At 63.6% G+C, this 19766-nt stretch carries 17 protein-coding genes and 1 other RNA gene; 11 read left to right on the forward strand and 7 right to left on the reverse strand.

What is annotated here, in order from left to right; translation table 11 throughout:
* On the reverse strand, nucleotides 1-1704 hold a 1704-nt coding region (locus ACFE72_RS14155; protein WP_375413735.1), incomplete at its 3' end, for an ATP-dependent helicase.
* A gap of 286 nt (nucleotides 1705-1990) precedes the next feature.
* Here ACFE72_RS14155 and ACFE72_RS14160 point away from each other — a divergent pair.
* Complete coding sequence (locus ACFE72_RS14160; RefSeq protein WP_375413736.1) at nucleotides 1991-2164, forward strand: DUF1328 domain-containing protein; 174 nt, start codon at nucleotides 1991-1993, stop codon at nucleotides 2162-2164.
* A gap of 32 nt (nucleotides 2165-2196) precedes the next feature.
* On the opposite strand, the gene ACFE72_RS14165 is transcribed toward ACFE72_RS14160, so the two are convergent.
* A complete protein-coding gene (locus ACFE72_RS14165; RefSeq protein ID WP_375413737.1) occupies nucleotides 2197-2709 on the reverse strand; it encodes a thioesterase family protein in 513 nt (170 codons plus the stop codon).
* Nucleotides 2710-2790: 81 nt separating this feature from the next.
* Here ACFE72_RS14165 and ACFE72_RS14170 point away from each other — a divergent pair, with 81 nt between their 5' ends.
* The 4 genes from ACFE72_RS14170 (at nucleotide 2791) to ACFE72_RS14185 (ending at nucleotide 11009) form a co-directional block, all read left to right on the forward strand.
* Nucleotides 2791-4221 (forward strand): FAD-binding oxidoreductase, encoded by a 1431-nt coding sequence (locus ACFE72_RS14170; RefSeq protein ID WP_375413738.1) that lies wholly within the window; start codon nucleotides 2791-2793, stop codon nucleotides 4219-4221.
* Between the two features lie 245 nt (nucleotides 4222-4466).
* The gene (locus ACFE72_RS14175) at nucleotides 4467-5783 is read left to right on the forward strand and encodes an MFS transporter (protein ID WP_375413739.1); all 1317 of its coding nucleotides are present in this window, start codon (nucleotides 4467-4469) and stop codon (nucleotides 5781-5783) included.
* 111 nt (nucleotides 5784-5894) lie between these two features.
* Nucleotides 5895-7127: a cytochrome P450 gene (locus ACFE72_RS14180; RefSeq protein WP_375413740.1), complete on the forward strand. Its 1233-nt coding sequence runs from the start codon at nucleotides 5895-5897 to the stop codon at nucleotides 7125-7127.
* A gap of 216 nt (nucleotides 7128-7343) precedes the next feature.
* Nucleotides 7344-11009, forward strand: a complete 3666-nt coding sequence (locus ACFE72_RS14185; RefSeq protein WP_375413741.1) for an AsmA-like C-terminal region-containing protein — start codon at nucleotides 7344-7346, stop codon at nucleotides 11007-11009.
* A gap of 7 nt (nucleotides 11010-11016) precedes the next feature.
* On the opposite strand, the gene ACFE72_RS14190 is transcribed toward ACFE72_RS14185, so the two are convergent.
* The 5 genes from ACFE72_RS14190 to ssrA form a co-directional block, all read right to left on the reverse strand.
* Nucleotides 11017-11265, reverse strand: coding sequence for a ribbon-helix-helix domain-containing protein (locus ACFE72_RS14190; protein ID WP_375413742.1), 249 nt, complete (start codon nucleotides 11263-11265; stop codon nucleotides 11017-11019).
* The gene (locus ACFE72_RS14195) at nucleotides 11262-11450 is read right to left on the reverse strand and encodes a DUF4169 family protein (RefSeq protein ID WP_375413788.1); all 189 of its coding nucleotides are present in this window, start codon (nucleotides 11448-11450) and stop codon (nucleotides 11262-11264) included. Before ACFE72_RS14195 ends, ACFE72_RS14190 begins: the two co-directional genes overlap by 4 nt.
* Nucleotides 11451-11726: 276 nt before the next feature.
* Nucleotides 11727-13160 carry a class II fumarate hydratase gene (fumC, locus tag ACFE72_RS14200; RefSeq protein WP_375413743.1) on the reverse strand — a complete coding sequence of 478 codons (1434 nt, stop codon included), beginning with the start codon at nucleotides 13158-13160 and terminating at the stop codon, nucleotides 11727-11729.
* 98 nt (nucleotides 13161-13258) lie between these two features.
* On the reverse strand, nucleotides 13259-13771 hold the full coding sequence (locus ACFE72_RS14205) for an SspB family protein (RefSeq protein WP_375413744.1): 513 nt from the start codon (nucleotides 13769-13771) through the stop codon (nucleotides 13259-13261).
* A gap of 171 nt (nucleotides 13772-13942) precedes the next feature.
* Nucleotides 13943-14304, reverse strand: a transfer-messenger RNA (tmRNA) gene (gene ssrA, locus ACFE72_RS14210).
* Between the two features lie 93 nt (nucleotides 14305-14397).
* Here ssrA and ACFE72_RS14215 point away from each other — a divergent pair.
* The 6 genes from ACFE72_RS14215 (at nucleotide 14398) to ACFE72_RS14240 (ending at nucleotide 19714) form a co-directional block, all read left to right on the forward strand.
* A complete protein-coding gene (locus tag ACFE72_RS14215) occupies nucleotides 14398-15003 on the forward strand; it encodes a chromate transporter (protein ID WP_375413745.1) in 606 nt (201 codons plus the stop codon).
* Entirely contained in the window at nucleotides 15000-15533 is a 534-nt protein-coding gene (locus ACFE72_RS14220; protein ID WP_375413746.1) for a chromate transporter, read from the forward strand. Before ACFE72_RS14215 ends, ACFE72_RS14220 begins: the two co-directional genes overlap by 4 nt.
* An 88-nt stretch (nucleotides 15534-15621) precedes the next feature.
* Nucleotides 15622-16122: a tripartite tricarboxylate transporter TctB family protein gene (locus ACFE72_RS14225; protein ID WP_375413747.1), complete on the forward strand. Its 501-nt coding sequence runs from the start codon at nucleotides 15622-15624 to the stop codon at nucleotides 16120-16122.
* Between the two features lie 7 nt (nucleotides 16123-16129).
* Nucleotides 16130-17647 (forward strand): tripartite tricarboxylate transporter permease, encoded by a 1518-nt coding sequence (locus ACFE72_RS14230; RefSeq protein ID WP_375413748.1) that lies wholly within the window; start codon nucleotides 16130-16132, stop codon nucleotides 17645-17647.
* Nucleotides 17648-17757: 110 nt separating this feature from the next.
* The gene (locus tag ACFE72_RS14235; protein ID WP_375413749.1) at nucleotides 17758-18744 is read left to right on the forward strand and encodes a tripartite tricarboxylate transporter substrate binding protein BugD; all 987 of its coding nucleotides are present in this window, start codon (nucleotides 17758-17760) and stop codon (nucleotides 18742-18744) included.
* 175 nt (nucleotides 18745-18919) lie between these two features.
* Complete coding sequence (locus ACFE72_RS14240; RefSeq protein WP_375413750.1) at nucleotides 18920-19714, forward strand: thymidylate synthase; 795 nt, start codon at nucleotides 18920-18922, stop codon at nucleotides 19712-19714.
* Nucleotides 19715-19766: the final 52 nt, after the last annotated feature.

Raw genomic sequence — 19766 nt, forward strand, 5'->3', positions numbered from 1 at the left:
GTCGAGCACGATCTCTGCCAATTCGGCGTGCCGCACCACCGCGCTCTGCACCCGCCATCGCCCGAAGCTGTCGAGCAGCGCGCGCAGCGAGCTGCGTGCCTTCGGCTTCAATTCGTCGGTTTCCACCACCGCGCGGGCCGCCTCCGACAGCGGCATGCGGCGCTTGCGGGCGTGGTCATGCAGCATCTGCACGGTGGCGTCGCCGAGCCCGCGCTTCGGGACATTGACGATGCGCTCGAAGGCGAGATCGTCGGCCGGCGAATTGATCACGCGCAAATACGCGAGCGCGTCGCGGATTTCGGCGCGTTCATAGAAACGCGGGCCGCCGATCACGCGATAGGGCAGGCCGAGGGTGACGAACCGATCCTCGAACTCGCGCATCTGGAACGAGGCGCGCACCAGGATCGCGACGTCGTTGAGCTTGTGGCCGGCGCGCTGCAACTGCTCGATTTCTTCACCGATGGCGCGCGCCTCTTCTTCCGAGTCCCACGAGCCGGTGACGGTGACCTTTTCGCCGTCGACGTCCTCGGTGCGCAGGGTTTTGCCGAGCCGGCCTTCGTTATGCGCGATCAGATGCGAGGCGGCGGCGAGGATATGTCCGGTGGAGCGGTAGTTGCGCTCCAGCCGGATCACCTTGGCGCCGGGAAAATCGTGCTCGAAGCGCAGGATGTTGTCCACTTCCGCGCCACGCCAGCCGTAGATCGACTGGTCGTCATCGCCGACGCAGCAGATGTTCTTGGCGTGGGGTTGTGGTGCTATCGCGTTTTCGTCATTCCGGGGCGCGCCGCCTGGCGCGAGCCCGGAATCCATAGCCACCGTCTCGCTTTTTTCATCAGCACGGTGGTTATGGTTTCCGGACAGCCGCTGCGCGGCTTCCGGAATGACGCGAGACGGCGCCTGCGCCAGCAATCGCAGCCAGAGATATTGCGCGACGTTGGTGTCCTGGTATTCGTCGACCAGAATGAATTTGAACCGGCTCTGATATTGCCGCAGCACGTCGGGATGCTCACGGAACAGCCGGATGTTCTCCAGCAGCAGATCGCCGAAGTCCGCCGCGTTAAGAATCTTCAGCCGTTCCTGATAGGCCGTATAGAGCTTGCCGCCCTTGCCGTTGCCGAACACCGCGGCTTCGCCCGGCGGCACCTGCGACGGCGTCAGCCCGCGATTTTTCCAGCCGTCGATCAGCCCGGCCAGCATCCGCGCCGGCCAGCGCTTGTCGTCGATGTTCTCGGCCTGCAGCAACTGTTTCAGCAGGCGGATCTGGTCGTCCACGTCGAGCACGGTGAAATTGGACTTCAACTGCACGAGTTCGGCGTGGGTGCGCAGGATGCGGCCGCCGATGGAATGAAACGTGCCGAGCCACGGCATGCCTTCCACCGCCTGGCCGAGCATCTGGCCGAGCCGCAGCTTCATTTCGCGCGCGGCCTTGTTGGTAAAGGTGACGGAGAGGATTTCGCCGGGACGCGCGCGGCCCTGGCTTAGAATGTGCGCGATGCGGCAGGTCAGCACCCGGGTCTTGCCGGTGCCTGCGCCGGCCAGCACCAGCACCGGCCCGTCCAGGGTCTCCACCGCCTCGCGCTGTTCGGGATTAAGCCCTGCGAGATATTGCGGCGCGGCCGCGGCGCGCGCACGCGCGGCAATGCCGCCAGCCGCGGGCTGGTGATCGGGGACGCCGGGTCGGGTCAATCTGTTCAGTTCGGTCATGCGAATCGTCGTCCGCCCACGATGGCACCGCGGGGCGGTGAAGAGGAGCCTTCATAGCAGGATTAACGGGCATATGGGGGTTCGCAAGGCCGTCTGACAGGAGTTATCCCGCGCAGCGACCGCGCCGGGCCAGCCGTGGCCACTCCGATTTCGCCCATCCTCCGCCATTTCGATCGCTTCCGTCCGGCCGGGTTACTGTGCGGAACTTTTGTTCCAATTACCGATTGGCTCCGGCGCGCTTGTTCCATCGCGCTTGTCAGGCGGAAGCGGACCAGAGGATCGTGTCATGTTCGGCTGGGTTGTCGCACTTCTCATCGTTGCGCTGGTCGCAGGCGGTTTGGGCTTCTGCGGCATTGCCGGCGCATCCATCGAAATCACCAAGGCGATTTTCGTCGTCGCGGTGGTGTTGTTCCTGATTTCAGCCGTGGTCGGTGTCGCGCGCGGCCGCGCCAGCGTCTGACCTCGCCGTCGTTTCGGCCATGCGCCGCTTGGCTATTTCGAAGGCATCGCAACCTTGCGGCCGATGCCGGCGGGACGAGCGACGGCGCGGTGGGCATCCGCCACCGCATCGATGCGAGCGCGGATATCCGGCGGAAACGGCGCCGTTTTCCGCGTTTCCATGTCGATATGAATGGTCATGTTTTCCGACGTGGCGGACAGCCAGCCCTCGGTGGCGTGGCGCAATTCCTCAAACGTATGCAGCCGCTTTTCATCGGCGGCGAGCAGCAGGATCGAAACCTGCGCCGGGTCGCCAAAATGAATTTCCCTGAGATAGCGGACGTGGCATTCGGCGGTAAAGGTCGAGCCGTTGCGCGCCTTCATATAGCCGGGGCCGATCCCGAGCCTTAGCCATAGCTCGTCGATGGCGCGGTCGAACATCACGTTGTAATAGGCCATGTTGAGATGGCCGTTATAATCGATCCACTGGGGTTCGATCTGCATGACGGACGACACAAACGGCCCTGGCCGGTGCACCAGGTCATCGTCGGCGGCAAGAGTCGTCATCGGCTACCCCCGTTGGAGCGATCTTCATCCCTTGACCCGTTATACATCCTTTGCCACGGTCGCGCGCGGGGAGGAATCCAGGTGGATCCGTCGATTGCCCATGATTTGAAGCGGCCGGAGCCGCAGGCGCTGCAGAGCACCATCGAGGCGCTGGCCGCGCGGTTCGGCAACCGGCTGGTGACGTCGCAGGCGGTGCGCGACCAGCATGCCCATACCACCACGTGGCTGGCGTCGCAGCCGCCGGACGCGGTGGTGATGGCGCAGGAAACATCGGACATTCAGGACGTGGTGCGGATTTGCGCACGCCATCGCGTACCCGTGATCGCCTTCGGCACCGGCACCTCGCTGGAAGGTCAGGTCAATGCACCCGCCGGGGGCGTCTGCATCGACCTGCGCGACATGAACAGCGTACTTGAAGTCCATGCCGAGGATCTGGATTGCGTGATCCAGCCCGGCGTGACCCGCAAGGCGCTGAACGAGCATCTGCGCGACCGGGGATTGTTCTTCCCGATCGATCCCGGCGCCGACGCCTCGATCGGCGGCATGGCATCGACCCGCGCATCCGGCACCAACGCGGTGCGATACGGCACGATGCGGGACAATGTTCTGGCGCTGAAGGTGGTGCGCGCCGACGGCGAGATCATCACCACCGGCACCCGCGCCAAGAAATCGTCCGCCGGTTATGACCTGACGCATCTGTTTGTCGGCGCCGAAGGCACGCTTGGCATCATCTGCGAACTCACCATCAAGCTGCGCGGCATTCCCGACACCATCGCCGCGGCGGCATGTTCGTTCGAGAGCGTGCAGGGCGCCTGTCAGGCCACCATTCTGGCGATTCAGACCGGAATTCCGGTTGCCCGCCTCGAACTGTTGAACGCCGCCCAGGTGCGCGCTTGCAATGCCTATTCCAAACTGTCGCTGCCGGAAACGCCGCTGCTGCTGCTGGAATTTCATGGCAGCGAGAACGACGTCGCCGAGCAGTCGAAAAACTTCAGCGAAATCGCAAGGGAGTGCGGCGGCGGAGATTTCAGCTGGACCACGAAGCCCGAAGATCGCACCCGGCTGTGGCAGGCGAGGCATGACGCCTACTGGGCGGTGAAGAGCCTGCGCCCCGGCTCCGGGGTCGTGGCCACGGATGTTTGCGTGCCGATTTCGCGTCTTGCCGATTGTGTCGCCGAAACCGAAGAGGACCTTCGGCGCCTCAATCTGATGTCGCCGATCGTGGGCCATGTCGGCGACGGCAATTTCCATTGCTCGCTGTTGTGCGATGTCGACGATCCCGACGAGATGGCGCGCGGCGAGGATTTCATGCATCGCCTTGTCGAGCGTGCGCAGGCGATGGGCGGAACGTGTACCGGCGAGCACGGAATCGGGCAGGGCAAGCAAAAATATCTCAAGGCCGAGCTCGGCCCGGAAGCCATCGACGCGATGCGTGCGCTCAAGCACGCGCTTGATCCATATAATATCCTCAATCCGGGAAAGATATTGCCTGCAACCGGAGGCATGAGCTGAAGCCGATCTGGCCGCTACTCGCGCGGAAGTTGTAAAGCGTCGGCCAGAGCGTAATCACCGAAAATTGCAGTGGGTTCACGCCGACATTATCGGTGGATTAACAGTTTGAGATTGTATTGACTGTCATGCGCGGTCATTGATTGCGACGCTGCAGTCAGTCAAAGGCGCCAGACAGCAGGATGCCTCCGTCCTGAAACGCACTCTATAATAACATAATAACGCGCCCTATAATAAACAGGCTCTTTATGCGGCTTCCCTTTTTTTACGGCTGGATCATTGTTGCGGTGGCGTTCGTCACCATGGCGATCGGGGTGACGGCCCGTACCTCCTTTTCGCTGCTGTTTCCTCCGATCATCGAGGAGTTCGGCTGGGAGCGCGGGGTCACCGCGGGAGCCTTTTCGTTTGGCTTTCTGGTTTCGGGCGCGCTGAGCCCGCTGATCGGCCGGATGATGGATCGGCATGGTCCGCGCGCGGTCATGGAACTCGGTGTCGTGCTGATGGCGAGCGGCTTGCTGCTGGCGCCGCTGACGACGCAACCATGGCATCTCTATCTTACGATTGGCGTGCTGGTCGGTGGCGGAAGCGTCTGCCTCGGCTATTCCGGTCAATCGCTATTCCTGCCCAACTGGTTCGTGCGCCGGCGCGGCTTGGCCATGGGCATTGCATTCGCGGGCGTCGGCATCGGCTCCATCATCATGCTGCCCTGGGTGCAGAGCGTGATCGAACAGACCGGATGGCGCACAGCCTGTTCGGCCATGGGCATCGTGGTTCTGGTCGCGCTGGCGCCGATCAATCTGTTGCTGCGCAAGCGGCCGGAGGAGCTAGGACTGGAGCCGGACGGGGACGCGTCGAGCAGTGCGTCGGCGCGGCCGGTTTCCAACGTCGTCGATCCGGCGTGGACCGAGGTCGACTGGACCCTGCGGCGGGCGATCCGGACCCGGCGGTTCTGGTGGCTGGCGCTCGGCTATTTCTGCGGCCTGTATGGCTGGTATGCGGTGCAGGTTCATCAGACCAAATACCTGCTCGACATCGGATTTAATCCGGGGACGGCGGCGTGGGCGCTGGGCATGGTCAGCCTGCTCGGCATTCCCGGCCAAATCCTGCTCGGCCATCTTTCCGACCGGGTCGGCCGCGAATGGATATGGACCGCGAGCTGTCTTGGATTCGCGATTTGCTTCGCGGCGCTGATCGCGCTTGCGCGCGTTCCCACCTTCACGCTGCTGTACGTGATGGTCGCGGCGCAGGGCGCGCTCGGCTATGGCGTGACGTCGATCATGGGCGCGGTCGTGCTGGAGATATTCGAGGGCGAGCATTACGGAACGATCTTCGGTACCCTGATGTTGTCGGCGCTGGCGGGTGGCGCCGCCGGTCCCTGGGTGACCGGCGTCCTGCACGACATCTACGGCGACTACACGATCGCCTTCGCGATCGGCATCGCGGTGAGCGGACTGTCCGCCGCCACCATCTGGCTGGCCGCCCCGCGCAAAGTGAGGGCCGTCGCGGGTCAGCTGCATCGCTCCCACGCCGTCATGGCCGGTGGCCAAAACGCTCGTAATGCTTGACAGCGCCGGCTGCGGAAACGTTCGATGCGATCGGCGATTGCCTTGCCGATGGTTGCCCGTTGTGAGCTAAATCGGCATGATGAAGCATCACCCCTGTGCTGCGAGGCCGATATGAACGAGCTTGCTCAGACCGCGACCACCGAGCCGCTGTTCAATCCGCTGTCGCCGGACTACATCCGCAACCCCTATCCGTCCTATGAGCGGTTGCGGACGACCGATCCGATGCACCTCACGCCCTTCGGAGCCTATGTCGCGAGCCGGCATGCGGAGGTGAGTCTGGTTTTGCGCGACAAGCGTTTCGGCAAGGATTTCGTCGAGCGGTCGTCGCGCCGTTATGGGCCGCAGATCATGGAGGAGCCGGTATTTCGCAACATGCGGCACTGGATGCTGCAGCAGGACCCGCCGGATCACACGCGGTTGCGCGGCCTCGTGGTGAAAGCCTTTACGGCCCGCAGGGTCGAGGACATGCGTCCCCGCATCCAGCAGGTCGTCGACCAAACCCTCGACCGGATTGTCGATCAAGGGCATATGGATTTGATCGAGGATTTTGCGTTCCGCCTGCCGGTGACGATCATCTGCGATATGCTGGGGATACCGGAAGAGCATCGCGAGGTGTTCTACACCGGCGCGCGCAACGGCGGGCGGCTGCTCGATCCGGTGCCGCTGTCGCGCGCCGAAATCGACGAAGGCAATACCGGCAACCTGATGGCCCAGGCGTATTTCCAGCAGTTGTTCGAACTGCGGCGGCGCAGCCCCGGAGACGACCTGACGACGCAATTGGTGCAGGCCGAAGAGGATGGCAGCAAGCTGTCCAACGAGGAGCTGACCGGCAACATCATCCTGCTGTTCGGCGCGGGGCACGAGACCACGGTCAATCTGATCGGAAACGGACTTCTGGCGCTGCATCGCAATCCCGATCAGCTCGCGCTGCTCAACGCCGATCCGGCCCTCATCGGCAATGCCGTCGAGGAGTTCCTGCGCTATGATTCGTCGGTCCAGATGACGGGGCGGGTGGCGCTGGAAGACATCGACGATCTCGGCGGCAAGAAAATCCCGAAGGGTGAGAGCGTGCTCTGCCTGCTCGGCTCCGCCAACCGCGACCCGGCGGTCTACCCTGATCGGCCGGATCGTCTCGACATCCAGCGGCCGAATGTGCGGCCGCTGTCGTTCGGCGGCGGCATCCATTTTTGCCTCGGCGCCCAGCTTGCCCGTATCGAAGCCGAAATCGCCATTGCGACCCTGCTGCGGCGTCTTCCGGATCTCAGGCTCGACGACGCCGAAAACCCGGAGTGGCGGCCGACCTTTGTGCTGCGCGGCCTGAAAACCTTACCCGCCAGCTGGTGATTGTGCGGCCCTGTCAGCGCGGGATGCGCCATCCGAACGCGGGATGCGCGGACACGTGTAGGGTGAAGGGGCGGTTTCGCGGCGCTGCTGTGACTTCGCCACAGTTGTCTCTATATATGTCGCTGCTTCGACGTTGATTCCGCGCGGCTGCGGGTTTCCGCCGACGCAGCTATGGGTGCGGTTCAAGACGCCGGACGTAGCTTCAAGGGAGACGCCGTGCAGACGACGCTGCTCGGATTGGCGATTGCCTTTATCATTGCGCTGATTGCCGCATTGGTCGGGCCGTATTTCATCGACTGGAACCGGTTCCGGCCGCAATTCGAGGCGGAGGCCACGCGCGTGGTCGGAGCGCCGGTGCGGGTTGGTGGTGCGCTTGATGCGCGGTTGCTGCCGACCCCGTCGCTGCGGTTACGCTCCGTCGTGGTCGGCGGCGCCGGCGATCGCGGCAAGGTGGGCGCCGACACGCTCGACGTGGAGTTCAGTCTCGGTTCGCTGATGCGCGGCGAATGGCGTGCCACCGAATTGACGGTCAACGGCATGGCGCTCGATCTCGGTCTCGACGGGCAGGGCCGCATCGACGGGCCGGCATCGACCGGAACGTTCAATCTTGGTTCGCTGGCGATCGACCGGCTGAACCTGACCGGCCGTATTGTGCTGCACGACGCCGCCAGCCGCGGCACGCTCGAACTGGACGACATCGCATTCAGCGGCGACGTGCGATCGCTGGCGGGGTCGATCCGCGGCGACGGCAATTTCATGCTGGCAGGGATTCGCTATCCGTTCCGCGTGTCGTCCGGCCAAAGTCCCGGCGGCAGCGGCACCCGCGTGCATCTCACGGTCGATGCCGGTGCGCGCGCCCGCTCGGTCGACCTCGATGGCGTACTCACCTTTGACGCCCGCTCACCGCGTTTCGACGGCGCGGTCAATCTGGCCGGTCCGGCCGGGCCGAAGCCCGCGACCGGCGATGCGACGCAGATGCCATGGCGGCTGTCCGCGAAGCTCAAGGCCGATCCCTCGGCCGCACGGCTCGAGCAGATCGAGGCGAGTTACGGCGCCGAGGAAAATCCGTTGAAACTTTCGGGCTCCGCGGATGTCCGCTTCGGAGCAGCGCCGCTGCTGCATGCCCTGCTGTCGGCGCGGCGGCTTGATGCGGATAAATTGCTCGCCAGGGATAGCGGCGCGGCGGAGCCGACGCGGTTGCTGCCTGGCTTGCGCTATCTTGTCACGGCGATTCCGCCGGCATCGCTGGCGACGCAGATCGAGCTCAGCGCCGAGCAGATCATGCTTGGTGGCCGTCCGATCCAGAATATTGCCGCCGATTTGCGGGGCGACCCCAGGTCCTGGACCATCGACAGGCTGGAGTTTGGCGCGCCCGGCTCCACGCGGGTGCATCTGCGGGGCGAGATCGCGCAGCCCGGGCCATCCGCAAGTTTCAAAGGAGCGGTCAGCATCGACTCCTCCGATCCTGATACGCTTGCCGGCTGGCTGCAGGGCCGCGGCGAAATCGTCTACCGCAGTCAGAAACCGTTGCGCGTGAGCGGCAATCTGGCCGCGGCGTCGGATCGCGTCGCGATTGACGGGCTGAAAGCCGAGATCGACGGCGGCGCATTGGAGGGGCGCGTCGCAATTTTAAATCTTGCCGCGGGCGAGGGGGCTCGCATCGAGGCGGCGCTGAAGGCCGATCAGCTCGATCTCGATGCCGCGGTCGCCTTCACGCGCTCGCTGGCGGGACCGCAGGCCGAATGGCCGAAGCAGGCCGAGCTGTCCCTGGACATCGGCCGAGCCGTATCCGGAAGCCAGGAGTTGCGTCCATTCGTGACGAAACTGAGCTACGGACCGAACACGATCTCGCTGGACCGGCTGCAGATCGGCGACGCCGGCGGCGTGATGATGGACGGCGCGGGCAGCTTCGATCGCGCCAATGCAACCGGCAGGCTGACCCTGAATGCATCCACGGCCTCGTTCGCGCGATTTACGGCCCTGATCGCGCCCGTCGCTCCTGTTTTGACGGCGCGGCTCAATGCCATGGCGGTCCGGCCCGGTCCGGCCCGGCTCAAGCTGTCGCTCGATCTCGACAAGAACCCCGACCGTGCCGATCGCGCCAAAGCCCGTGCCGTGCTCGACATCGACGCGCCGGAATTCAAGGGCGTCACCACAGTCACCGCGACGCCGGTGATCGCGGCAATGCGCGGGATCGATCTCGATGCGCTGGCGCACGGCGAGATCGGCATCGAGGCGAAATTATCGTCGGCGCGCGGACCTTTGCTGCTCACGCTGCTGGGGCTTGACCGCCTGCTCGGCGCCGGAGACGGGCGAGCGCAATTCGAAGGATCGGCGACGGGAGTGTGGGGCGCGCCGATCCGACTCAAGGCAAGACTGTCGGGCGCCGAACTCGACGCCGACGTGCAGGGCACCGCCGAGCCATGGGCGGCGGAACCTGCGGCCGCCGTCAACCTCTCGGTTCGCCGCGCCAGCCTTGCACCGCTGTCCGATCGCGGTCCATCCGATCCGCTCGCGCCAAACATCACCCTGTCGTCGCGCCTCACCCTTGCCGGCAGCAAGCTGGTCTTCGATGACATGGACAGCACGGTGGGCGGCTCGCGGATGCGTGGCCGCGTTGCATTGACGTTCGGCGATGAAAAATCCGTCGACGGCGGAATCGGACTGGACACGTTCGACCTTGCCGCTGCATTTGGTCTTGCGATCGGCGCAGCAGGCCATGACGCGAGCGAACCGCTCGGCCGCGGGCTGCTGCAGGGCTGGCGCGGCCGTCTGGCGTTTCAGGCGCTGCGCGGCACGCTGCCCGGCGGCGGCGAACTGCGGCCGGTTGGCGGTGTCGTCAAGAGCGACGGCCAGTCGTTCACATTCGAAAATCTTAAGGGGACGATCGGCGGCGGCGCGGCGACGGCGGATGTCGAGGCGAAGCGGACCCCCGACGGCGTCGCATTGAATGCGCGCCTTCAACTTTCGGGCGTCGATGGTGCCGCTCTACGCTATCGCGGGTTGGCGATGCCCACCGGGCGCGCCTCGATGCAGATGACGCTGGCGAGCCAGGGCCGTAGCGCGTCCGCGCTGTCCGGCGCCTTGTCCGGCGGCGGATCGCTGACGCTTCAGTCCGCGCGGATCGCCGGTTTCGATCCACGGGCCTTCGAGGTCGCGATCCGCGCCAGCGACATCGGCGAGGCTACCGATGACGTCAAACTGCGGCAGATCGTCGAACCGGCGCTGTCGGCAGGGGCATTGTCGGTCGCGTCGGCGCAGATTCCGTTCACGATCAAGGAGGGGCGGCTGCGCGTCAGCGCCACAACGCTCGATGCCGAGGGTGCGCGCGTTATCGTGTCCGGCGGTTACGATATGGCGGCCGACCAAACCGATATTCGCGCGACACTCTCCTCGACCACCGCCGGCTCGGCGGCCAGCCGCCCGGAAATTCAGGTATTCGCCGTCGGATCGCCCGATGCCCTCGACCGAACGGTGGATGTCGCCACGCTGTCTGCATGGCTAGCAGTAAGGGCCATCGATCGCGAAACCCGCCGCCTGGATGCAATAGAGCGGGGCGAAATACGGCCGCCGGCGCTGCCCGCATCAATTCCACCCGCGATCGCGCTGCCTCCGGTGGAAGCGGCTCCTGCAGGCCTTCCCGACGCGCCGGTTTCCGAAATCCCGATACCGGGGCGCGATCCGCGCCGGCCTGCGCCAAAACCCAGGGTGAGCGTTCCTGCCGCGCCGCTGCCCGCCGCGCCGGTGGTCAGCCAGCACCTAGCGCCGTTGCCGCCGCCGATCGAAATCCGGCCAGCACCGGGTCCGGCTGCAAAGCCAAAGCCGCGCCCGCCGCTGGTGCTGACGCCGCCGCTCCAGGCCGGGCCGCGATCGGCGTTCTAACATGCGACTATGATGGCGCCCGGTCCGGTGCCGGCGGCGTCGCGCGGGTCCGGAAATAGTCGAGCACAAAAAGGCGGATCGCGGACGACAGGTTGCCCTGCTGGCGGTTGCTGTCGATTTCGCCCACCAGTTCGGACAACGTCATGTCGCGAAGGCCCGAGATTTCCTTCATTCCATTCCAGAATGCTTCTTCAAGGCTGACGCTGGTCTTGTGGCCGGCGACCACGATGGACCGTTTCACGACCGGCGATTTCATGACGCGTCCTTGCCGTTGAGGCGATGCTGATCCAGCAATTCGCCGGCGCGGCGCTCGCGCTGCTCATCGCGGGCGCGCTCGGATTTGGTGCGGCCGAAGCGTGCACGATTGGTCTCGGCCTGTTTCGCCGACCGATCACGTTCCCGCCGCTTCCTGAAGTGCTTGAGATTAATGGTGTCCCCCATGACCATTCCATCAATCAAACGGTTGGTATCGCGCGGCGATTCCAACCCCGCGCCAACCCTCGCGCTTGGTTCTCATCACATCGGTGGCCATCAGGGAAATTTCCTCGTCGCCGGAAAGGTCTAAGAATCACATTTCGCTGCAAAAGCGGCATATTTTTGTGCTCTACCACGATGCAACGCAAGGATGGTAGACGGATCAGTCTAAGCCTTTCGGCGATATGATTTATAACTATTTCGGCGCCGCGTTATCTCAATAAAAATTGAGTGTGCTGACCGTCATCCCGGGTGTGTCATTTTGTCCGGCTGCACCAGCCGGTCGAACTCCGCAACAGTGACAAAGCCCTGCGCCACGGCTTCTTCCTTCAATGTCGTGCCCTTGGCATGGGCTGATTTTGCGACCTTGGCAGCGTTGTCATAACCGATCTTCGGCGCCAGCGCCGTGACCAGCATCAACGAGCGCTCCATCAACTCCCTTATGCGTTTTTCATCGGCACGAATGCCTTCCACGCAATGCTCGGTGAACGAGCGCGCGACATCGGCCAGAAGTTGTATGGAATGCATCATACAATATGCCAGTACGGGCTTGTAGACGTTCAGCTCGAAGTGGCCTTGGCTGCCGCCCACCGTGATCGCGGTGTGATTGCCGAACACCTGGCAGCAGACCATGGTCATGGCCTCGCACTGCGTCGGGTTGACCTTCCCCGGCATGATCGATGACCCCGGCTCATTTTCGGGCAGGATCAGTTCGCCCAAGCCCGAGCGCGGTCCCGAACCCAGCAGCCGGATGTCGTTGGCGATCTTGAACAAGCCGGCGGCCAGCGAGTTGATCGCGCCGTGCACGAAAACAAAAGCGTCGTTGGATGCCAGCGCTTCGAACTTGTTGGAGGCGCTGGTGAACGGGAGCTTGGTGATCGCCGCCACATGTCTGGCGAACAGTTTTGCAAATCTCGGTTTCGAATTGAGGCCGGTGCCGACGGCGGTCCCGCCCTGCGCCAGTGGATAGAGGTCTTTCACCGCCGTGCGCAGCCGCGCGATGCCGCTTTCGACCTGAGACGCATAGCCGGAAAATTCCTGGCCGAGGGTCAGGGGCGTTGCATCCTGGGTGTGGGTCCGTCCGATCTTGACGATCCCGGCGAAGGCCTTTTCTTTTTTGCGCAAGGCGGCGTGAAGCTCGCCCAGCGCCGGTATCAGATCGGCAAGGATTCGCTCGGCCGCGGCGATGTGCATTGCCGTCGGGAACGAATCGTTCGACGACTGGCTCATATTGACGTGGTCGTTGGGATGAACCGGCTTCTTGGTTCCCGGTTTGCCGCCGAGTATCTCACTGGCGCGATTGGCGATCACCTCATTGAGGTTCATGTTGGTTTGTGTGCCGGAGCCGGTTTGCCAAACCACCAGCGGGAAATGGTCGTCGAGTTTGCCGGCGATCACTTCGCGCGCGGCGCGGACGATGGCGCCGGCGCGGCGTTGGTCGAGCAGGCCGAGTTCGCGGTTGGTTTCCGCCGCAGCCAGCTTGACGATGCCGAGCGCGCGGACGATCGGCATCGGCATCCGATCGTGGCCGATACGGAAATTCTGCCGTGAGCGTTCGGTCTGCGCGCCCCAGTAGCGGTCCGCGGCAACTTCGATCGGGCCGAAGCTGTCGGTTTCGGTGCGGGTGGGCCGACCTGTGTCGGTGGAGCGCGAAGCTCTGGATGATGATGAAGCCATGATCCTGTCCGTTGCGACGACCGCGCTCAATATGGGAGCGGTCCATGCGCCCGCCACGCATGCACGGCGAGACGGGTCACCTTACATGGAAGCGTGGATTATTTCTTGCGGAAGCGATCCAGCCGCACCACCTCGGCGCCCTCGCCGGGCTTCGGCGGCTCGCCCTGATTTTCGGAAGCGGAGGCGGCAGGGGCAACGGTCACGGCCGATGGGGCCGGCACCGCCGGAAGGTTGGCCGCGGGCGCCGCGGCGGATTCCGACGCATCGAACTGCAGGCCAAACTGCACCGACGGATCGAAGAAGCTTTTGATGGAGTTGAAGGGAACAACCAGCCGCTCGGGAATGCCGCCGAACGACAGCCCGACCTCAAAGCGATCTTCCGTAACGACCAGATCCCAGAACTGGTGCTGCAGGATCACCGTCATCTCTTCCGGATACTGCGCCAGCAGCCGCGGCGACAGTTTTACGCCCCCGGCGGTCGAGACAAATGTGATGAAGAAATGATGCTCACCCGGCAAACCGTGCTCGGCGGCGTCGGTCAACACGCGGCGCAACACGCCGAGCAACGCGTCGCGCGCCAGGACGTCATATCGGATATGATCGGTCGCCATTGGTCGGTCCCGTCGCATTTGTTGCCTCACGCAAATCGCCGGGAGGTCGTCGCCCGACTCGCGCGTTCCGCCCATGCTACCCCGGCGGCGAGCCGAGGTCAGCAGGCGTCCCAGCTCATGATGGAAATTCTGCCGGGAGCCGGTCCGTAACCGTCAGAGCGGAGCGAAAAAAGTGGAGGCTTCTGTTGCCAGGTGCCTCCGAACCCCGCCAAACGGAGCTTAACCCGTCAGGACTTCAGACTTGGTTTTTCAAACCGCTTACGCGGCCTGAGCAACCGGAGCATAGTTGTCGTTTGCAACTATTGCATAGCCCGATAACGGCGGAACCATACCGAGAAAAAGCGAGCCCTTTACGCCCTCGTCGATGCTATTTCGCCCCCGCCAAAGCCCGGCCAGGAAGCAGGCGCCGGGCTTGGGTGGAGGCGCCGGGTACCGCCCCCGGGTCCGAATGGTTTATTACGACGGCCATTTATTTCCATAGCCGGCGAACCGGCACCTCCAATATAGGGGGCAAGTGCGGAGGAAAAAAGAGCGATGATTGCGGCATTTAGCGCCTAATGGGCGGCTGCGGGCTGAAACCCGGGAAAACCGGTTGGCCCGCCGCAGCCTTCGTTCTAAATCACGGTATGCCTCCGGATTCGCCTCCCGCCGCCATTCCGGCCCCCGATATCCAGACACCAGCCGCGCCGCCTGGTCTGCTGCACCTATTCCTGGCCTTCGCCAAAATATCGCTTTCCGGGTTCGGGGGGGTTCTGGTGTTCGCCCGGCGCGCAATCGTCGAAAAATATCACTGGATGACGGCGGACGAATTCAATGAAACCTACGCGCTGTGCCACTTCCTGCCCGGTCCCAATATCTGCAACCTTTCGGTGGTTTTTGGTGCCCGTATAAGAGGCATTCCCGGCAGTCTGGCAGCCTTTACGGGTCTGGTCGGTCCGCCGATGATCATCGTTTCCACCTTGGCGATGATCTATGCCCGCTACGGTGAAATTCCGGCGCTGCAACGGACGCTCGCCGGGGTCTCATGCGCCGCGGTCGGCCTTGTCATCGGCGTCGCGGCCCGAATGATGGGGCCGCTTCTGAAGCGGCGCGATCCTGCCGCCCTCGGTTTTCTGGTCGCGGTATTTGCGGCGATCGGCCTGCTGCGGCTGCCGCTGCCGCCGGTTCTGCTCGTCGCGATCCCTCTGAGCATCGCCGTCACCTATGCGATGCGGAGAAACAGGACGTCATGAACGGTGATCTCGACGACATCTGGACCCTGGCCTGGACCTTCGGGCTGCTGTCGTTGTTTGCGATCGGGGGCGCCGCGTCGGCAATTCCTGAAATGCACCGCATCGCGGTCGATCTGCACCATTGGATGACGGACGCGCAATTTGCGGACGCCTTCGCGATTTCGCAACTGTCGCCCGGCCCGAACATCTTGATCGTCACCCTGATCGGCTATCAGGTTGCCGGGGTCGCCGGCGGGGCGGTGGCGACGCTCGCAATGTGCGGGCCGACGGCAGTGGTGGCCTATAATGTCAGCCGTTTGCTGCATCGGTCCACCCAATCGAAATGGCCCGGCATCATTCAGGCAGCGCTGGTTCCGCTGTCGATCGGCCTGATGTCCGCAAGCGCATTGGTGCTGGCGCAGGCCGCGGACCGTACCTGGCTCGCGGTCGCCCTGACCGGGAGCGCGGCAATTTTAACGCTTGCCACGCGTCTTAACCCGCTGTGGTTATTGCTCGCGGGGGGATGCCTTGGTTTAGCTGGCGTTGTCTGACGAAAATCGCTAGGCAATGTCGGGGCGGGGCAGCATCAGCGGCCATCCAGAAACAATGGGCGAAAAGTCCGACAGGGGAGTGAGATCGATGAGTGACGCGCCGAGCCATGTGCCGGTCAAATCCATCATGCCGAGCTGGGTCCGCGGACCGCAGGATTTCGTTGGTGGGATAGCGCTGATGGCGCTCGCGCTGTTTGCCTTGTGGGCATCGAGCGACTTGCAGGGCATGCACGGGTTTTCGTTCGGCGCCGGGACTGCGCCGCGCATGTTCGCGGTTCTGCTTCTTGGCCTTGGAGCCGCGATTGCGCTGATGGGCGTTTTGGTCGAAGGCCAGCATCTGGCGACCTATCATTGGCGCGGGCCGCTGTTCGTCTCGCTGTCGATCCTTTCCTTTGCCCTTACGATCCGGCCACTGGGGCTGGTGGTTTCAGCAATGGCCAGTTTCCTGATTGCCGCGCTGGGAACACCGGAAACCAGATGGAAGGAAACCATCATCGTCGGAATTCTACTGACGGCGTTCTGTAGCTTTCTGTTTCCGGTTGTGCTGGGGCTGCCGCTGCAGCTCAAGCCGCAATTCATGAATCATTGAGGGCGCGATGGCTGATCTCTTTTCAAATCTCGCCCTCGGCTTCGGTGTCGCGCTGACGCCGATCAACCTTCTCCTTTGCCTGATCGGCGCCTTGGTGGGAACCCTGGTCGGCGTTCTGCCGGGTATCGGCACCATCGCAACCGTCGCCATGCTGCTGCCGATCACCTTCGGCCTGCCGCCGGTCGGCGCGCTGATCATGCTCGCCGGCATCTACTACGGCGCGCAATATGGCGGCTCGACCACGTCGATCCTCGTCAATATCCCCGGCGAAGCGGGCTCGGTCGTCACCACGCTGGACGGCTTCCAGATGGCAAAGCAAGGCCGGGCGGGCCCTGCGCTGGCGATCGCCGCGATCGGCTCCTTTTTTGCAGGCTGTGTCGCGACCGTTTTGATCGCGGTGCTGGGAGCGCCGCTGACCAAACTGGCGCTGGCGTTCGGGCCGGCCGAATATTTCTCGCTGATGGTGCTCGGCCTTATCTTCGCGGTGGTGCTGGCGAAGGGGTCGGTGCTGAAGGCGATCGCGATGATCGTGTTCGGGTTGCTGCTTTCGATGGTGGGATCGGATATCGAAACCGGCGCCTCCCGGATGGCCTTCAATATCCCCGAACTGGCTGACGGTCTTGGCTTCGCCACGGTCGCGATGGGCGTATTCGGATTTGCCGAAATCATCCGCAACCTTGATGCCGGCGCGGAAATGGATCGCGAACTGGTCCAGCAGAAAGTCACCGGATTGATGCCGACCAGGAAAGACCTGATCGATTCCGCCCCCGCGATCGTCCGCGGGACGATCCTGGGATCCATTCTTGGCATTCTGCCGGGCGGCGGCGCGGTGATCGCGTCGTTTGCGGCCTATACGTTCGAGAAGAAGATCGCAAAGAACCCGTCGCGCTTCGGCCGCGGCGCGATCGAAGGCGTCGCGGCGCCGGAGAGCGCTAACAATGCGGCGGCGCAGACGTCGTTCATCCCGCTGTTGACGCTGGGCATTCCGCCTAACGCGGTGATGGCGCTGATGGTCGGCGCGATGACCATTCATGGCATCGTGCCGGGTCCGCAGGTGATGCAGAAGCAGCCGGAACTGGTGTGGGGCATGATCGCCTCGATGTGGATCGGCAATCTGATGCTGCTGGTCATCAACCTGCCGCTGGTGGGCATCTGGGTCCGGTTGCTGCGCGTGCCGTACCGGCTGCTATTTCCGTCGATCGTGATCTTTTGCGCGATCGGCATCTACTCGCTGAACAATGCTCCGGTCGACGTTATCCTTGCCGGCGCCTTCGGCCTGGTCGGTTACTGGCTGATCAAGCACGATTTCGAGCCGGCCCCGCTGTTGCTGGGGATGGTGCTCGGACCATTGATGGAAGAGAACCTGCGCCGGGCGCTACTGATCTCGCGCGGCGACGTGACGGTGTTTGTCACCCGTCCGCTTTCGGCTGTTCTGCTGGCAGTGGCCGCCTTTCTGCTGCTGCTCGCGGTGCTGCCCTCGCTGCGCAAGAAGCGCGACGAGGTGTTCGTGGAGTCCGAGACCTAAGTGCGGCGTTGCGCCGCGTCCCGAAGTCGAATGGACTTCGGGACGATGTTGTATTGATGAAAGCCGGCTGTGGTCGGCATTCACGCAACGCGTGCTCTCGGAGAAACATGATGAATTTGTTCAGTCGCTTGCTTGCAACCGGGGGTTTCGCGGCGGTGGCCTGCCTTGGACCGGTGGTTGCTCCTGTTCAGGCGCAGGATTATCCCGTACGCGCCATCACCATGATCGTGCCGTTCGCAGCCGGCGGCCCGACCGACGTGATTTCCCGCATCGTCACCGGGCACATGGCGCAGACGCTCGGGCAAAGCATCATCATCGAGAACGTGGTCGGCGCAGCCGGCACCACGGCGACGTCCCGCGCCGCGCGGGCTGCGAATGACGGATACACCCTGATCACCGGACACATGGGCACCCATGCTGCGTCGGTGCCGTTATATCCCAAGCTTACCTATCATCCGGAAAAGGACTTCGAGCCGGTATCGCTGCTCGCCGGCACGCCGATCCTGATCCTTGCGCGCAAGGATTTTCCGCCGAAGGATTTCAAGGAGTTCGTTGCCTATGTGAAGGCCAATACCGAAAAGCTCAACGCGGCGCATGCCGGCATCGGCTCGGTTTCACATGTGTCATGCGAACTGCTGAACGCGCTGCTCGACGTCAAGCCGACCGGCGTTCCTTTCAACGGCACGGGCCCTGCCATGAACGCGCTGGTCGGCGGACAGGTCGATTACATGTGCGACCAGATCGTCAACGCGGTGCCGCAGATCAATGGCGGCACCATCAAGGCCTATGCGATTGCCACGCCCGAGCGCAATCCGTCGCTGCCCGATCTGCCGACCACGGCGGAGGCCGGCCTTCCGGCATTCCAGGCGCAGGCCTGGAACGCGATCTTTGCGCCGAAGGGCACGCCGGCGTCCGTTATCGCCAAGCTCAACGCCGCCGCCTCCAAGGCGCTCGACGACGAAACCGTCCGCAAGCGATTGCTCGATCTCGGCAGCGTCATTCCGAAGCCGGCGGAACGCACGCCGGAAGCGCTGGCTGCGCTGGTGAAAAGCGAAATCGCGAAATGGACGCCGGTTCTCAAGCAGGCGAGCAACTGATTTAAGCTGGTCCAGTCGCCTGGAGGCGGTGGCGGCACGCACGTTCCGCCCTTGCCGTTTGCCGGCCGGAACCCGATTTTTACGGGTATAATCGACCTCGTTCGCCGAATCGGCGCTGTCGGATGGACGGCTCGGACGATAGGTTCGCTGCTGCAACGCCCCCATAGACAAGACCATGAACCAGTATCACGACCTGCTCGAACGGATCTTAAGCGACGGCGCGGAAAAGCACGACCGCACCGGCACCGGCACGCTGTCGGTGTTCGGGCACCAGATGCGATTCAATCTGGCCTCCGGCTTTCCGATGCTGACGACCAAGAAACTGCCGCTCAAGGCGATCGTGCACGAGCTGCTGTGGTTTCTCAAAGGCGACACCAATATCAAATATCTCAAGGACAACGGCGTTTCGATCTGGGACGAATGGGCCGACGCCAATGGCGATCTCGGCCCGGTTTACGGATCGCAGTGGCGCTCGTGGCCCGCGCCGGACGGACGCAGCATCGACCAGATTTCCAACGTGGTCGACATGATCAGACGCAATCCGGATTCGCGCCGCCTGATCGTAAGCGCGTGGAATCCGGCCGACGTCGACAGGATGGCGCTGCCGCCGTGCCATTGCCTGTTCCAGTTCTATGTCGCGAACGGCAGGCTCTCGTGTCAGCTCTACCAGCGGTCCGCCGACGTCTTCCTCGGCGTGCCCTTCAACATCGCATCCTATGCGCTGCTGACGATGATGGTGGCGCAGGTCACCGGGTTGAAGCCCGGCGACTTCGTTCACTCGCTCGGCGACGCGCATCTCTATTCGAACCACCTCGAGCAGGCCCGGCTGCAACTGACACGGCCGACCCGCGCCCTGCCGGCGATGAAGATCAATCCTGACGTGAAGGACATCTTCGGCTTCCGCTACGAGGACTTCGCGCTCGAGGGCTACGACCCGCACCCGCACATCAAGGCCGAGGTCGCGGTGTAGGGGGCTGGATGAGTCAGGATAGAGCCACATTCCAGCAGCTTGCTCAAATGCG

The organism is uncultured Bradyrhizobium sp. (genome assembly GCF_964252615.1).
In the GTDB taxonomy this organism is placed as follows: domain Bacteria; phylum Pseudomonadota; class Alphaproteobacteria; order Rhizobiales; family Xanthobacteraceae; genus Bradyrhizobium.